This is a genomic window from Acidimicrobiales bacterium (genome assembly GCA_035531755.1).
Lineage (GTDB): Bacteria > Actinomycetota > Acidimicrobiia > Acidimicrobiales > UBA8190 > DATKSK01.
Genome location: DATKSK010000011.1, coordinates 39,474 through 52,693, shown reverse-complemented (window position 1 = coordinate 52,693; position 13,220 = coordinate 39,474). Strand labels below are relative to the sequence as shown.

Sequence of the window (13,220 nt, the reverse complement as noted above, 5' to 3'; positions counted from 1 at the left end):
ACCAGTCTGCCGGCGGTGTGGTGGCGCATCCCCGTTCTCGTCCTCGTCGCCGTGGAGAACGGGGTGCTGGAGGAAGTGGTCGTGTGCGGCTTCCTGCTCCACCGGCTGCGCCAACTGCACTGGGGAGACGACCGCTCGCTGGTGGTCAGCGCCGCGCTCCGCGGCGCGTACCACCTCTACCAGGGCTTCGGTGGCTTCCTCGGCAACGCCGCCATGGGTCTGTTGTTCGGCCGTCTCTACCAGCGCCAGGGTCGCCTGGCGCGGCTGGTGCTGGCGCACAGCCTCATCGACGCCGGTGCCTTCCTCGGCTACGTGCTGCTGCGCAGCCGGGTGTCGTGGCTACCCTGAGACGACGTGACCGCCAGAGGCCGCGGCGTTTCGAGCGCCGACGTGCCCCACCGGGGCGTGCTCCGGCCTGGCGCACCGCGTGCGACGGCGAGGGTCAGGACCAACCCCCCGACCATCGCTCCCCACCAGGTCCATCGACCGTGCCACGATGCCTGTAGGAGGAATGTGAGCGCCGACGCGGCGACTGCGGTGGGGACGAGGCGGGACCAATGGCGAGTCGCGGCCGACATGGCCACAGCGAGGGTCGGCCACACGTAGTACGCGTTCATCACCGACTCGAAGACACAACGAAGTGACAGAGTGACCCCCACCCACCACAGCAGTTCCTCGAGTGCAAGGGGCGACCATTCGACAAGGCACCGTGCGGCTCGCCACCGACGCTCCAGCACGACAGCGCACCCGCACGCCAGGAGGATGGCGATCCCCCTGGCGGGGCCGGCCGCGATCGCGCCGTGGCCCATGTGCGGGGCGAGCGAGGTCCACGGAGTCGGGTGGTCGACCGCAGGCCAGTTGGGCTGGTTCGCCACCGCGGACAATGTGGCGCTCCAGTTCGCCGCAAGCGCGAAGCCGAGCAGCAGCGTGGCCGGCGCCGCCGCTCTTGTCAGGTATCCCGCCAGCCGCCGCGGTTCTACGACGACCAACAGGACCGGCATGGCGAGAAGGACCAGCGGTTGAACGGCGACTGCCGCACCAACGAACCATGCCGAGTGCTCAACCCTGGAGCCTGTCAGCGCCAGGATCCCGTACAGGAGCAGGGCCACCGCCAGCGCGTCCTCGGGATGACCCCAGCGCGCCGAGACACTCCAAAGCGCGATCGCCCCTGCAGCCGCGAGCAGAGCTCGCTTCGGTCGCGAAACTCCGAGACGTTCGGCTGTCGCATCGCCCGCAAACAGAGCAGTGGCGGAGAGGACGACCTCAGATGGCCCGGCGACGAGCCACGCCGCCGGATGAGCATTGTGAACGCCGGGTACAGCGAGCCCCATTCGCGCTGCGTCGATGACCGCGACGATCGGAGTGAGGATGACGGCTGCGCCCGGAAGCGATACCAGCCCGGTGGGCGCCGTGTAGAGCCCGCCCGGGTCCAGATGCAGAAGCCGTCGGGCGGCGACGAGCGTCCCCCAAAGGTCGTCGGGGAGTTGCCACGCAGGCTTGCCGACGAGATGGGGGCCCCACCACATCGAAGAGGCCATTGTCACGGCGACGAGAACCACCGTGGCCAGGAGCGGGAAGATCCTCCTCGCGAGCCACACCCTCAGGCCATTCACACCACGACGTTACGGCCCTGAGCACGCTGTCGCGGCTCGGAGGGCGGGAGGTGATGCCGAGGTGGAGGGAACCGGATGCCAACTCCGGCGAGCGGGATCACTAGCCGGCTTGCGGTGCCGGCCCACATCTCAGATCGTGGGTGATCGACCTTCCCGAATGGATCGTCACCGGCTGGACGCAGTCTCGGATCCCAACGGCGTCCAGGTCGTAGGTGCCGGACGGCTCGCGAAAATGGAACTGGTGATGCGGCTTCACTTGCGCGGTCGCCACGACACGGTCACCCGACCTCAGGTCCACTGTCAGCGTTACACCTGGGACGAGCCATCCGGCCACCGGATCCTCGACCAGAACCGACCCCACGAGAGAACCCGATCCGTTCCCGCATGCCGACATGAACAGTCCCCCGCACCCCACCGTCAGAACACTGGTCGCCACCGCGCCGAGACGCATGCGTCGGTATATGTGCCACTGCACTGGTCACGGCCTGCGTATCGCACGTTGACAGCCACAGCGCATCGTCCCGCATACGACCAAACGCGGGTGGGATGCTCGGGATTCGTGCGACGGTTGGACCTGTCCTTACCTGTTCCTACCCTGTCACCTTTGCCGCCGGGAAGCCGCCCGGGCACCACAGGTTCGCCGGCACGTTGGCACACGGGTTGGGCATCGAAGGCAGGCTGGGCAGAGGGTGCATGACGACGGCCGTCGGCTGTGGGTAGTGCGTCGACGCGCAGCCCGCCCCGCTGAGGACGCCGGTATCGCACTCCACCTGGCCGAGCAGGGTCAGATCAGTGTTGCTCCCGAGCAGTCCCGCCTTGGTCGAGCGCGCCCCACAGGTGGAGGGCGTCTGCCCCTGATAGGAGTCCGCGACGTTCGCATTCGTCGCCGGTCCCAGCTGGTTGGTGAACGTGGAGTCCCATTCGGTGTTCCCCGAGAAGCAGTTCACCGGCTCGTGCCCGGAGATGAGCAGGTTGCCGAAGTCGGCATTGCTCGGGTTGCCGAACGTCCCATTGCCGGAGAACTTGTTGTTCACCAGGTGGTCACCCTGCGGGTCGAAGAGGCAGGAAACACCCGCGATGCCCAGGCCCGTAGCCACGATGCCCTTCTGGCTCTTGCAGGTCTTGCCGTTCGAGGTGGTGTTGGCGTCCGGATAAGGAAGGAACAGGATGCCCCAGGCGCCATTGTTGAGGAACTCGTTGTTGGCGATGACGTCGTTGCGTCCACCCGAGACCGTCATGCCGGTGCCCGTCGGCCCGAGGCCGGCGGTGCCGGCGATGGGCACGTTCGGGTTGTTGTTGTTCTCGACAAGGTTGTTCTCGAAGATCCAGCACGATTTGGTCCCCGGATACGGTGTCGCGGACTTACCGGCGCAGCGGCCGTCCTGGGGCGGGGGCGGGTCGCCCGTGAGAGCGGTGTTGGTGTCGAAGCCATCCTTGTTGTTGTTGAAGGTCGAGTTCTGGACGATGATCTGTCCGCCGGAGTTCGTGCCCGAGTAACCGAGGGCGTTGTTCTCCATCGTCGCCTTGTCGATGGTCACGTTGCATGCTCGCTTGCACGCGCCCACGTAGATACCCGAATCGGAGAAGTTGTTGGCGTAGAGCTGAGTCAGGGTCGCCGGCCCCTGCGACGCCGACGAGAAGATGCCGTAGAGGGCGCACGTGGCGCAGACGCTGGGGTTGCTCTGGGAACTGCCGGAGAAGTACGTGGACGTCGCCGTCAGGTAGCTGCCGGAGTATCCCTTGATGCCCATCTTGCCCTTCGCATTGGCCTCGCCGTTCCACCAGATCTCATTGCCGGAGTCGCCGGAACCGGCGAGGAAGTTGCACACGGTGAGGTTGTCGATGCTGACGCCGTTGGCCTTCCACACGAGGATGCCGTTCCGCCCGTCGCCGCCGAGGAAGTTCTGGTCGGCGGGAGACGAGCTGCACGGTGTAGCTGCCGAGGACAGCGTGCCGTCGACGATCACCGAATTCCGGTCCATGCCGCGAAGGTGGATCCCCGGCGTTTCGACGTCGACGCCCCCGTACCATCCGGTGGAGAGGTCCGAGGGGCTTGGCGCGTTGGCGCCCATGTCGCCGGCCTCGTGGTAGTCGCCCGGTGCGATCAGGATCCAGTCACCCTTCTGGGCGGCCTTGACCGCATCCTGGATCGTCGAGAACGTCACCGACGCTGGGGTGACGATACCGTGGAACGAACCCACATAGAGGGCCTCGGGGATGTGCGCCTTGGCCGAAGCGGCCGGTGCACCGACGCCGGCCAAGCCCGCGCACAGCAACGCGCCGGCGATGCCGGCCACCCCGAAACGGTGGCCCCGCAGCAGTCCTGAACGCATGTCCTACATCCCTTCAGAGAAGAAAGTTCCCCTGCCCCGCGACCCGTGACGTCGGGTGGTAGCCAATCAGAATGTCAACGGTCGCAGCATCCTCACAATTGACGATCTCGAGCTGACGCCTCGGATCGTCAGATCTACCCGGGGATGAGGCTTGTCCCATCCTCAGGCGGCGTCCGGCAAAGCTGTTGCCTCTCTCTATTGTCCTATTGTCACGAGGGAAATCGATGACTGCACCTGCCGGCGCACCGATCGTACGGCCGAGCCCGGCCCGGCCGGTGGGGAGGGCTGCGCCCTATGAGCCCGAGCCCCCGGTGGGCATGGCCGGGACGGGCTGGCCGACCTGTGTGAACGCCCGAGCGATGAACGGCTTCGCCGCCACAACCTTGTCCTGGGGCGGTCCGTCCGCCAGGAACTGGCGGTACTGCGTCACTGCTCCCGGCGCGTTCCCTTCCGCCAGGAGCATCGAGCCCAGGTAGAGGTGGGGTGCGTAGGCGCCGGGGTCCGACCGTTGCGCCCGCTGCTCGAGTTGGAGCGCTTCGGTGAGCACGGCCGAGCTCTGCGCCTGGGCACCCGCCTCGAACTCCAACCACCCGGACTCGGCCAGCGCGTCGACCTGGTCGGGCTCCTGGGCGAGCACCTGGTGGTAGAGGTGCAGCGCACCGGCGGCATCACCCGAGGTCTCGAGCGTCTCGGCCTGCGCCAGAGTCCGGCGGATCTGCTCCGGCTTGCTCAGGCTGACCGAGCCCGTGGCCGTCTGGCCCGGGAGCCGCGACCCGGTCTGCGTCTCGACCACCACGGCCGACACGGCCACGAGCACCGCAAGCCCGCCCACCACGGCCAGGAGGTGCCGTCGCCGTGCGCGGGTCGACGACGGCTGAGGAGCCCCGGCCTCACGTGCAGGAACCGGTGCTTCAGGCTCGGCGGTGGTGGCGGCGTCGAGCTCGCGCAGGACGTCGGCGGCGCGCCGCGTGTACCGGTCGCGCAGGGCCTCGTAGTCGGCGTCGGAGAGGTCGCCCGCGGCATGCTCGCGCTCCAGGTCCTCGAGCGAGGCCAACAGGAAGCCACGTTCGTCGTCGAGGTCGGTGCGCGTCACCGGTCGCCGGCCATTTCGTGGTCGGCTCCGCCTCCGCCGCCGGATCGTGACGAGCGCGCCGCCAGCGCCTGCGCCACCAGGGCGCGGTCCTCCTCGGTCACCGTCACCCGCGCCGGGTGCCGGCGGCGCCAGAACACCACGGCGAGCCCCACCAGCCCCAGGGCCAGCGCCGCAGGCGGGAGCACCCACACCCACGCCGTCCCCCCGCGCACCGGTGGCCGGAGGAGGATGCTCGGGCCGTAGCGGCTCACCAGGAAGGCGTCGATCTGCGCGTCGCTCTGCCCGGCCCGGACGCGGGCGGTCACCGCCTCCCGGATGGCGACGGCCGTCGACGCCGAGGAGTCGGCGACCGAGATGCCTTCGCAGCTCGGGCACCGCACCAGCGCGTCGATGGCCACGACCCGCTGGGCCACGCCGGGAGGCGGTACGCCGGGTGACGCCCCCACGCCCAGGGCGACGCCGACGACGAGCACGAGGACCACCCACGTCCAGCGTCCCCGACGAGCGGGCATGGAGCTCATGCACCACCGGCCGAGGCCCGCCCGAGCCAGTAGTCGAGGGCTGCGCTGGTCATGGGCCCGTCGAAATGCGCGACCACGACGCCGCGCGGCGAGACCAGGAACGTCTCGGGCGGCCCCCGGACGCCGTAGTCGAGCCCGAGTTGGCCACCGGGATCGACCACCGCCGGCCACGTGGCGCCGGTCGACCGCATGAAAGCGCGCGCCGTCGAGGCCGAGTCGTCGAAGACGACACCGACGAGCGCGGGATCAGTCGGCAGCCGGTGCGCGTAGGCAAACGCCACCAGCTCGGGCTGCTCCTGCTGGCACGGGGTGCACCAGCTGGCGAAGAAGTTGACGACGACCCAGCGGCCCCGCAGCGCGGACAAGTCGAACGTACCGCCGGCGAGCGTCGTGCCGGCGATGCGCGGCGCGGCCTGGCCCACCAGGGGCGTGGCCACCTCGGTTGCGGTCTGGGGCGGGCGCGTGGCGAGCAGCAGCACCAGGCCTGCGCCCACCACCAACGCGGCAGCGGCCGCCCACCTCGCCGTGTGCCGGCGGCGCGGTGCGGATGCCTGCGGGTCGGGCACGGCATCCGGATCGACACCTGCCGGGCCCGCGGTGCGGGGAGCTCCGGCGCGACCGCCGGTGCCGGGGGCTCCGGCGCGGCCGGCTCCGGCGGCCGTCGTCGTCCCGGTCACGGCGAACCGGCCGGCACGGGCTCGTCGGCGCGCTCGTGGCCGTCGGATGGCGCCGCCCCGGTCGGTGGCGTCGTCGAGGTGGGGGGAACCCCGTCGGGTCGGGCGCCGACCGGCACCCCCGTGTCCGGAGGCCGGGCGTCACCGCCGTCGGCGGCGCGCGCCGGCACCGGCGCCGAGACCGGATCGGTGGGACGGCGCCTCCTGCCGGGCACGGCGGCCAGTGCCGCCCCGACCACGAGCAGCGCACCGCCACCCCACAGCCAGGCCACCAGGGGCTGGATGGTGACGCCGATGGTCACGGGCCCCCCCGCCTTCACCGGCAGGGCGTCGACGGTGAGGTAGACGTCGTCTTCGAAACCCGACCTGATGGCGGGCGTGCCCACGGCCTCCGTGCCCTGGCCGAACTGGCTCACCGCCGGGCGCAGCGGGCCGTGCCCGTCCACCAGCACGAGGGCTTCGGTGGCGGTGCGCGCCGGCGTACGGAGGTGGACGATGCCCACGAACTCGATGCGGTGGCCGTCGAAGGTGGCCGCCGCGCCCGGGCGCAGCTGGACCTCCCCACGGTGGCCGAACGACGTTGTCGCCGCCAACGCCACCGCCACCACGACGACACCGAGGTGCACCACCATGCCCCCGTTGGCGCGCCCCACCAGACCGCGCCACGCGCCGGCGCCGCTCGCGTGCGCCCGGCGCGACGACAGGACGAGCTGGCGGGCGTTGGCGGCGGCGGCGAAGGCGCCCAGGCCGAAGGCGGTGAGCGGTGCGAGCCCGCGCACGCCACCGGCCACGCAGCCCACGATGACGAGCGCCCCGACCCAGGCGGGGACGGTCAGCCGGTCGCGCAGGGCGCCGGCGGTCGTCTTGCGCCACGGCAGCGCCGGCCCGATCGCCATCAGGAACAGCAATGCCAGGCCGATGGGCATGGTCATGACGTTGAAGTACGGCGCCCCGACGGTGACCTGCTGGCCGCGGAACGCCTCGTAGAGCAATGGGAAGACCGTCCCGAGCAGCACCACGAAGGCGAAGCCCACGAACAGGAGGTTGTTGAGCAGGAACGCGCCTTCGCGGCTCACCGCCGAGTCGATCCCGCCGGGCGACCGCAAGCGGTCGCCGCGCCAGGCGATGAGGCCCACGCCCGTGGCGAGGACGGCACCGAAGAACCCGAGCAGCAGCGGCCCGATGTCGGAGTCCGAGAAGGCGTGCACGGACGCGATGACCCCGGACCTCGTGAGGAAGGTGCCCAGGATGGTGAGGCTGAAGGTCGCGATCACGAGCGACAGGTTCCACACCCGCAACAGGCCACGGCGCTCCTGCACGAGCACCGAGTGCAGGTAGGCGGTGGCGCACAGCCACGGGAGGAACGAGGCGTTCTCGACCGGGTCCCACGCCCAGAAGCCGCCCCACCCGAGGACCTGGTACGACCACCACGCGCCGAGGACGATCCCCACCGTCAGGAATCCCCACGCGAACAACGCCCACCGCCGGGTGGCGAGCTGCCAGCCCTCACCCACCCTCCCGGTGACGAGCGACGCCACCGCGAAGGCGAACGGGATCGTGAACCCGACGAACCCGAGGTAGAGGATCGGCGGGTGGAAGGCCACGAGCGGGTTGTCCTGCAACAGCACGTTCGGCCCGAGCCCGTTGGCGGGAACGGGCCCGGCGACCGTACGGAACGGGTCGGCCGGCCCTGCCATCAGGGCGAAGAAGAAGGCGGCCACGGCGAAGGTGACCAGGGTCGCCCAGGCGACGAGCGGGTCGGCCGCCTGCCGGCGGAAGCGCCACACCATCGCCGCGATGTAGCCGGCGAGGATGAGCCCCCACAGCAGGATCGACCCGGCGAGCGCCGACCACATCCCGGTGATGGCGTAGAGCAGCGGCGTCGACCGGCTGTTGTTGGCGGCCACGAAGGCGAGCGAGAAGTCGTGGGTCACGAGCGCGCGTTCCATCGCCACGGTCCCGACGACCGCGCCCAACAGCACCAGCCCGGCGTACATGCGACCGGCGCGCGCCGTGTCGGCGCGCCCGCGCGCCAGCCCGTAACCGATCACCGCCACCCCGACGAGCGAGGCGACCAGGCTGAGCAGGACGCCGGCGTGCCCGAGGGCGGCGTTCACCGAGTGGTCCCGTTCGGCGCCCTGACTCGGTCGGGATGCTGCTGGACGTACTGGGCGCTGTGGTCGACGATCACCTGGTCCGAGACGAAGGTGCTCCCCGAGAAGTGGCCGACGACCACGACCGGGATGTTCGGCTGGAACAGCTGGGGCGGGTTGCCGTGGTTGACCACCGCCACGCGGTGCCGGGTGCCGGCGGCCACGAAGCGGACACCGCCGGAGTCGCGGTGCACCGTCCCGGGGACGACGACGCCTTCGAGCCGGAAGGTGCGCGCCCCGAGCGCGGTCTTGTGCGCGACGGCCTGGTCCACCGTCTCGAAATAGTTCAGGGAGCTGCCGAGCCCCTTGACGAGCAGGAACGCGAACGCCGCCACCAGCACGGTGCCGACGACCCACAGGCGGGTGTTCCTCCGGCGCGGGCGTACCGGCCCGCCGGGCGCGGCACCCGGTGCGGCACCGGGCGCGCCGGGCGCCGCCTCCACCCCCGCGACGACGGCCGTGGCGCCGGCGACGCCCGACGGGGACGCCGCCGTGAACGGCTCGCTCATGGCGAGGGCTGCTCGGGCGAGCGCTCCACCCACCGCTGTAGGCGCCTCCGGCGACGCACGAGAACGGCGGCGTACGCGGCGAGGACGGACAGGGCGACGGCGTAGCCCGCGTCGATGTACCTCACCGCGTGCTCCTCACGGCGCTCCTCACGGTGCTCCTCACGTCAGGACCCCATCGGGCTCGCGCGTCACGTGCTCGGCGCCTTCCGCCCACCGCTCGTGCAGCGCCACGTCGAGCTCGGACTCCTGGACGAGCTCCGACAGCACCTCGATCCGGTAGCGCACGGCCAGCATCCAGGCGAACAGCAGGGTGAACGCCACGAACCCGACCAGCAGCGTCCACGCCATCGACCCGTGGATGGTCGGCGACAGGTTGGCGTTGAGCACGGTGGCGTCCTGGTGCAGCGTCCGCCACCAGTTGACCGAGAAGTGCACGATGGGGACGTCGGCGGCGGCCACGAGCGCGACCGCCGCGCAGCGCCGGGCCCGGGCGTCCGGGTCGGCGGGAACACGGCGCATGGCCAGGTATCCGAGGAGGAGCACGAACAGCAGCGCCGTCGAGGTGAGGCGCGCGTCCCACACCCACCACACCCCCCAGGTCGGCCGGCCCCAGATCGAGCCGGTGACGAGCGTGAGCGCGGTGAAGACGGCCCCCACCTCCACGGAGGACGCCGCCAGGCGGTCCCAGAACGGGCTGCGCGTCCGGGGCCACAGCCACAGCAGGCTCGACACCGCGGCGACACCGAACGCGAGGTAGAGCGACACCCACGCGATGGGCGGGTGCACGTAGACGAGGCGGACCAGGTCGTGCTGCGTCTGGTCGGGTGGCGTGATCCACAGCCCGAGCCACACGGTGACGGCCACGGCGACCGCCGCCGTCAGGCCGAGGCCGCGCACGACCCACGTGGCGGCCGGTCCCCACCCGGGAACAGCCGGGCGCGCCGCGCCGGGGCGGGGTGCGTTCACGGGGCCTCCTGCAGCGGCCCGAAGATGACGACGCCGAGCGCGAGGTAGACAGCGGCGAACACGAGCAGCAACCGGAGCCAGGGGTCCCCCGCGCTGCCGGCTCCGATGCCCATGGCCGCCTGCCATGCCCGGGTGCCGGCCAGCAGCACGGGCGCGGCCACCGGCAGGAAGAGGAAGGGCAGCAGGGTCTCGCGGACGCGCAACCCGGCGGCGAGGGCGCCGTAGAGCGTGCCCGCGGCGGCGAGGCCGGCGGTGCCGGCGACGCTCGCCACCACGATGTCCCCGAACGAGCGGACGTGGGCGCCGTAGAGCACCACGACCCCAGCGGTCAGCACGACCTCGACCACCACGAGCTGTACCGCCACCGCGGCCGCCTTGCCGAGGAAGACCCCGGCCGGGTCGAGACCCGACAGGCGCAGCCCGTCGCGAGCACCCTCGGCGGACTCGACGGCGAAGCTGCGCTGCACGGCGAGCACGCTGGCGAAGAGCACGGCCACCCAGAACAGCCCCGGAGCGGCGCGCACCATCGGCGCCCGGTCGGGCCCCAGCGCGAAGGCGAACAGGACCAGGACGAGGACGGCGACCGGCGCGACCTGGTGCAGCACCACCCGCGACCGGAGCTCGATGCGGAGGTCCTTGCCGGCCACGAGGACGGTGTCACGCCACATGGACACCTCCGGGCACCACGTCGCGCCGCACGCCGCCGTCCGGCGCGCCCGCGGCCGGCGCGCCCGCGTCCGGCGCGTCCGCCGCGCCCGGGCCTTGCGGCATGGCGCGCAGGGCGCGTTCCCCCACCACGCGCCCCCCGGCCAGCGAGACCACCCGGTCGGCGAGCGGCAGCGACTCCTCGGGCTCGTGCGACGCCAGCAGCACCGTGGCCCCCGACGCCGCCACGTCGGCGACGATCTCCCCGAGGACGGCCCGGGCACCGGCGTCGAGCCCGGCGTGGGGCTCGTCGAGCAGCCAGAGCTCGGGCCGACGGGCCACCAGGACGGCCAGGGCCACCCGGCGGCGCTGCCCGGCCGACAGCCGGCCCACGGGGGTGCGCCGCAGGCGCCCTCCCAGCTCGAGCCGGTCGAGGGCGGCGTCGGTCCCCGAGGCGGTGCCCCCGGCGGCGCGCACCGCGAATCGCACGTTCTCGGCCACCGTCAGGTCGTCGTAGAGGGCGGCGGCGTGGCCCAGCATGCCGACCCGGCGCCGGACGGCGGCGCGGTCGCGCCCCAGGTCGCACCCGAGAATGCTGGCCTGCCCCCCGGTCAGGGACAGCAGACCGGCGCACACCCGCAGCAGGCTGGTCTTGCCGGCCCCGTTGGGCCCTTCGAGCACGACCACGTGGCCCTGGGCGACGACGAGATCGACGCCGGCCAGGGCCGGGAACCGCCCGGTCACGCAGACGGCGGCACGGAGGAGGACTGCGGGGGCCATGGCCTGCGCCCCATGCTACGGGGGACCCCGTCCCCGGTTCCAAGCGGCCCCCGTCCCCGGCGGGGCCGGGGCGGCGGCGGGGTCAGCTGACCGACAGCCGGCCGAGGCCGAGGGCGCGCAGCGCGTCGGAGGCGACCGACGACACCCAGTGGAGGTTGTTGCTGAGCAGCAGCACGCCGAAGGCCACGAGGGCCACCCCCGAGACGAGGTCGACCACGAACAGCCGCCGCCGCACCCGGGCCAGCAGGGACGTGAGCCGTCCGAACGCCAGCCCCGTGGCGAGGAAGGGCACCCCCAGGCCGAGCGAGTACGCCACCAGCAGCATGACGCCGGACCCCAGCGTGGCCCGCGTGGCGGCCAGGCCGAGCACGCCGCCGAGGACGGGCCCGACACAGGGCGTCCAGCCGAAGGCGAACGCCATCCCGAGGATGGGCGGCGCCCACGCGCCGAGGCGCGACGGACGCGGGTGGAACCGGCGCTCGCGCAGGAACGACGTCGGCGCCCCCATCCCCGCCAACCACACGCCGAAGAGGACGATGAGCGCCCCCGCCACGATGTCGAGCGTCCGCTGGTGCCCGAGCAGGACGCGGCCCAGGCTCGACGCCGCCGCGCCCAGCGCGGTGAAGACGACGGTGAAGCCGGCGATGAAGCCGAGGACGCCGCGCAGCAGCGGCACCACCTGCTGGGGCCGGCCCTCCTCGATCTCCGCCACCGACAGCCCCGACACCATGGAGACGTAGCCCGGCACCAGGGGCAGGACGCACGGCGACAGGAACGACAGCATGCCGGCGCCGAACGCCACCAGCAGGCCCAGCGGGTCGGCGGAGATGGTGGCGTGCACCCCGAGCACCGCCGGGGACGTCACCATCGGGGATCAGTGGGCCCGGCCACGCAGGAGCTCGACGTCGGCGTCGACCATCATGGCGATGAGCTGGGCGAAGTCGACGGTCTGCTCCCACTTGAGCTCTGTCCGGGCCTTGGTGGCGTCTCCCACCAGCAGGTCCACCTCGGCGGGCCGCAGGAATGCGTCGTCCACCACCACGTGGTTCTGCCAGTCGAGGCCGGCGTGGGAGAAGGCGATCTCGCACAACTGGCGCACCGAGTGGGTCGTGCCCGTAGCCACCACGAAGTCCTCGGGCTCGTCGCGCTGGAGCATGGCCCACATGGCGCGCACGTAGTCGCCGGCGAAGCCCCAGTCGCGCTGCGAGTCGAGGTTGCCGAGAGCGAGCTTGTCGTCCATGCCGCACGCGATGCGCGCCACGCCGTGGCTGACCTTGCGGGTGACGAACTCGAGCCCGCGCCGCGGGCTCTCGTGGTTGAACAGCATCCCCGACGACGCGTGCAGCCCGTAGCTCTCGCGGTAGTTGACGGTGATCCAGTGGCCGTAGACCTTGGCCACCCCGTAGGGGCTGCGCGGGTAGAAGGGCGTCGTCTCGTTCTGCGGGACCTCGTGGACCTTCCCGAACATCTCGGAGGACGACGCCTGGTAGAAGCGGATCTCGGGGTCGACGATGCGGATGGCGTCGAGCACGCGGGTGACGCCCAGCGCCGTGGTCTCGCCCGTGAGCACCGGTTGGGTCCACGACGTCTGCACGAAGGACTGGGCGGCGAGGTTGTAGACCTCGGCCGGCCGGTGCTCGCGCAGGATGCCGATGAGCGAGACCTCGTCGAGCAGGTCCCCGGCCACGAGCGTGACGCGGTCCTGGATGTGGGCGATGCGCTCGAAGTTCAGCGTCGAGGATCGCCGCACCATGCCGATCACCTCGTATCCCTCCTCGAGGAGGAACTCGGCCAGGTAGGAGCCGTCCTGGCCGGTGATGCCGGTGATCAGTGCCCGTTTGCGCATCGTGTCTGCTCGCTTCGTCCGTCGCTAGGTCGGTGGCCCGGTCTTGGCCTCGTCGCCTCCCCCGGCGCGCGACCGCCGCGGTACGGG

14 protein-coding genes are annotated in these 13,220 nt (G+C 71.8%); 1 reads left to right on the top strand and 13 read right to left on the bottom strand.

Annotated features, from left to right (window positions below):
- Positions 1-348 (top strand): CPBP family intramembrane glutamic endopeptidase (locus VMV22_02615; protein HUY21213.1); only part of this gene is annotated, 348 nt, incomplete at its 5' end.
- Here the strand turns inward: VMV22_02615 and VMV22_02610 are convergent.
- The 13 genes from VMV22_02610 to gmd form a co-directional block, all read right to left on the bottom strand.
- Positions 309-1,613, bottom strand: a complete 1,305-nt coding sequence (locus VMV22_02610; protein HUY21212.1) for a hypothetical protein — start codon at positions 1,611-1,613, stop codon at positions 309-311. The two genes, VMV22_02615 and VMV22_02610, sit on opposite strands and share 40 nt — an antisense overlap.
- A gap of 590 nt (positions 1,614-2,203) precedes the next feature.
- Positions 2,204-3,910, bottom strand: a complete 1,707-nt coding sequence (locus VMV22_02605) for a hypothetical protein (GenBank protein ID HUY21211.1) — start codon at positions 3,908-3,910, stop codon at positions 2,204-2,206.
- A gap of 328 nt (positions 3,911-4,238) precedes the next feature.
- Positions 4,239-5,039 carry a hypothetical protein gene (locus VMV22_02600; GenBank protein HUY21210.1) on the bottom strand — a complete coding sequence of 267 codons (801 nt, stop codon included), beginning with the start codon at positions 5,037-5,039 and terminating at the stop codon, positions 4,239-4,241.
- Entirely contained in the window at positions 5,036-5,560 is a 525-nt protein-coding gene (locus VMV22_02595) for a cytochrome c-type biogenesis protein (GenBank protein ID HUY21209.1), read from the bottom strand. The genes VMV22_02600 and VMV22_02595 overlap by 4 nt, the downstream gene beginning before the upstream one ends.
- On the bottom strand, positions 5,557-6,126 hold the full coding sequence (locus tag VMV22_02590) for a TlpA disulfide reductase family protein (protein HUY21208.1): 570 nt from the start codon (positions 6,124-6,126) through the stop codon (positions 5,557-5,559). The genes VMV22_02595 and VMV22_02590 overlap by 4 nt, the downstream gene beginning before the upstream one ends.
- 107 nt (positions 6,127-6,233) lie before the next feature.
- Positions 6,234-8,351, bottom strand: coding sequence for a cytochrome c-type biogenesis CcmF C-terminal domain-containing protein (locus tag VMV22_02585; GenBank protein HUY21207.1), 2,118 nt, complete (start codon positions 8,349-8,351; stop codon positions 6,234-6,236).
- Positions 8,348-8,896 carry a cytochrome c maturation protein CcmE gene (locus tag VMV22_02580; GenBank protein ID HUY21206.1) on the bottom strand — a complete coding sequence of 183 codons (549 nt, stop codon included), beginning with the start codon at positions 8,894-8,896 and terminating at the stop codon, positions 8,348-8,350. Before VMV22_02580 ends, VMV22_02585 begins: the two co-directional genes overlap by 4 nt.
- A complete protein-coding gene (locus tag VMV22_02575; protein HUY21205.1) occupies positions 8,893-9,021 on the bottom strand; it encodes a hypothetical protein in 129 nt (42 codons plus the stop codon). The genes VMV22_02580 and VMV22_02575 overlap by 4 nt, the downstream gene beginning before the upstream one ends.
- Before the next feature lie 34 nt (positions 9,022-9,055).
- The gene (ccsA, locus tag VMV22_02570; protein HUY21204.1) at positions 9,056-9,862 is read right to left on the bottom strand and encodes a cytochrome c biogenesis protein CcsA; all 807 of its coding nucleotides are present in this window, start codon (positions 9,860-9,862) and stop codon (positions 9,056-9,058) included.
- Positions 9,859-10,530, bottom strand: a complete 672-nt coding sequence (locus tag VMV22_02565; GenBank protein HUY21203.1) for a heme exporter protein CcmB — start codon at positions 10,528-10,530, stop codon at positions 9,859-9,861. The genes ccsA and VMV22_02565 overlap by 4 nt, the downstream gene beginning before the upstream one ends.
- Entirely contained in the window at positions 10,520-11,287 is a 768-nt protein-coding gene (gene ccmA, locus VMV22_02560; GenBank protein HUY21202.1) for a heme ABC exporter ATP-binding protein CcmA, read from the bottom strand. The genes VMV22_02565 and ccmA overlap by 11 nt, the downstream gene beginning before the upstream one ends.
- Positions 11,288-11,369: 82 nt before the next feature.
- Positions 11,370-12,155 carry a cytochrome c biogenesis protein CcdA gene (locus tag VMV22_02555; GenBank protein ID HUY21201.1) on the bottom strand — a complete coding sequence of 262 codons (786 nt, stop codon included), beginning with the start codon at positions 12,153-12,155 and terminating at the stop codon, positions 11,370-11,372.
- Positions 12,156-12,161: 6 nt separating this feature from the next.
- Complete coding sequence (gene gmd / locus VMV22_02550; GenBank protein ID HUY21200.1) at positions 12,162-13,133, bottom strand: GDP-mannose 4,6-dehydratase; 972 nt, start codon at positions 13,131-13,133, stop codon at positions 12,162-12,164.
- Between the last annotated feature and the right edge of the window lie 87 nt (positions 13,134-13,220).